This window comes from Mesorhizobium sp. M7A.F.Ca.CA.003.01.2.1 (assembly GCF_003998945.1).
Taxonomy (GTDB): Bacteria; Pseudomonadota; Alphaproteobacteria; order Rhizobiales; family Rhizobiaceae; genus Mesorhizobium; species Mesorhizobium ciceri.
In genome coordinates, this window is the sequence record NZ_RZRA01000991.1 from 1 (window position 1) to 1988 (window position 1988).

At 64.0% G+C, this 1988-nt stretch carries 3 protein-coding genes; 1 reads left to right on the top strand and 2 read right to left on the bottom strand.

Annotated elements, in window-relative coordinates:
• Positions 1 to 658, top strand: a 658-nt coding sequence (locus tag EN969_RS28700) for a thiamine pyrophosphate-dependent enzyme (RefSeq protein WP_245467542.1), incomplete at its 5' end; no start/stop codon positions are given.
• A 211-nt stretch (positions 659 to 869) separates the two neighbouring features.
• Here the strand turns inward: EN969_RS28700 and EN969_RS28710 are convergent.
• A complete protein-coding gene (locus EN969_RS28710) occupies positions 870 to 1310 on the bottom strand; it encodes a CHRD domain-containing protein (protein ID WP_013530918.1) in 441 nt (146 codons plus the stop codon).
• Positions 1311 to 1463: 153 nt separating this feature from the next.
• A partial coding sequence (locus EN969_RS28715) for a PLP-dependent transferase (RefSeq protein WP_206525255.1) occupies positions 1464 to 1988 on the bottom strand: 525 nt, incomplete at its 5' end.

Consider the following 1988-nt stretch of genomic DNA (forward strand, 5'->3'; position numbering starts at 1 on the left):
CTCCGCACCCGTCTGGGCAGCCGAGACGCCAAAGCTGCATGCCGCCTATCTCGACTGGTCGACACCACCCGAAAGCGGCCCCGGCCCGGTCCAGATGGGCCCGATCATGAACTATCTCGAAAAGATGCTGCCCGACGACGCCATCCTCACCAACGGCGCCGGCAATTATGCCACCTGGGTGCATCGTTTCCATCGCTTCCGCCGCTTCGCCACTCAAGGTGCGCCGACGTCAGGCTCGATGGGCTATGGCACGCCTGCGGCAGTCGCCGCCAAAGAGCTGTTTCCAGAGCGCACCGTGGTCGCTTTCGCCGGCGACGGCTGCTTCCTGATGAACGGGCAGGAATTCGCCACTGCCGTGCAATACGACCTGCCGATCGTCGTCGTCGTCGTCAACAACGGCATCTACGGCACCATCCGCATGCATCAGGAGCGCGAATATCCCGGCCGCGTGGTGGCCACCGACCTCAAGAACCCCGATTTCGCGGCTCTCGCCCGCGCCTATGGCGGCCATGGCGAAACGGTTGAGAAGACGGCGGACTTCGCCCCGGCCTTCGAACGCGCCCGCGCCAGCGGCAAGCCGGCGATCGTCGAGATCAGGCTCGACCCCGAAGCGATCACCCCGACCCGGACGATGACCCAGATCCGCGACAAGGTTTGAGGGCCGACCGGGGCAAGTCGAGTTCCTTCACGCCCCCTCTGCCCTGCCGGGCATCTCCCCCTCAAGGGGGGAGATTGGCAGTTTCGTCGTCTCGCCCTTCTTCCAACACTGGCGATTGGCGAAACCCGAAGTACATTCGATCTCCCCCCTTGAGGGGGAGATGTCCGGCAGGACAGAGGGGGGCGCTGTCCTGCCAACCTTCAACGGTCAGCTACTTCGCCTTCTCGATCTGGCCGCGGACCTCCCCATTCGGGTTCGCTTTGGTGTGGACGTTGACGTAATACTTGCCGGCCTCAAGGTCAGCCGCCTGGGCATCAGTGAGCGTCTCCGACCCCTTGATCGGGCTCTTGAGTTTTTTGAACGGGATGACAGGGTCGGCGTTTTCACCCATCGCCGCAGGGCCATGGATATGCGCGGCCGTCGCCGGTCCGCTGAGGCCGGAATATTTGACGTTCCAGTTGAGCTTCTTCTTGGTCGTGTCGAAGGTGAAAGTGGCTGTGCCCTTACCCTTCGTGGTGACGGGCGGGCTCTGCTGGCTGCCGTCTAGTGTCGCCTTGAACTTTTCCATGGCTGCCAGGGCGGGCGATGCGAACAGGAAAGCGGTCGAAATGGCCAGCGCCGACAGCGCCGGTAAGAAGGATTGGGTGCGCATGAAGAACCTCCGATTGACTGTGCACGCGTCGCGGCTCCCCGGCGCGCGCATGCGCCAACGGAACGGCCTGGCGGCACAATGTATCCAACCACACGTTTTTGTGATGACGTATAGAGATCCTAGGGCCGTCCTGTCCGGCTTCAGCGATAGCGGTCAGACCGCCGCCAGCGCCTGCGTCAGGTCGGCGATCAGATCGTCCGGATGCTCGACGCCGATCGACAGCCTGACCGTGGTCTCCAGCACGCCGATGCGCTGGCGCACCTCGAAGGGAATGCCCGAATGGGTCATGGCCGCGGGGTGACTGGCCAGCGATTCCGTTCCGCCGAGGCTCACCGCCAGCTTGAAGATCTGCAATCCGTTGAGGAAGGCGAAAGCCGCCTTCTCCCCGCCCTTGATGTCGAAGGAGAAGGTTGATCCGGCGCCGCTGCATTGCGCCCTGTAGGCGCGGCCGGCCGGCGTATTCTCGCCCAGAAACGGCAGGTAGTGCACCTTGTCGACCTTGGCGTGGTCGCGCAGGAATTCGGCGATCAGGCGAGCATTGTCGTTGGCCCGCTCCATGCGGATCGACAGCGTCTCCAGCGAGCGGCCGAGCATCCAGCAGGAATGCGGGTCGAGCTGCGTGCCGATCGCGCCGCGCAGCGCCTTGATCGGCTTGGTGATAGCCTTGCTGCCCATGGC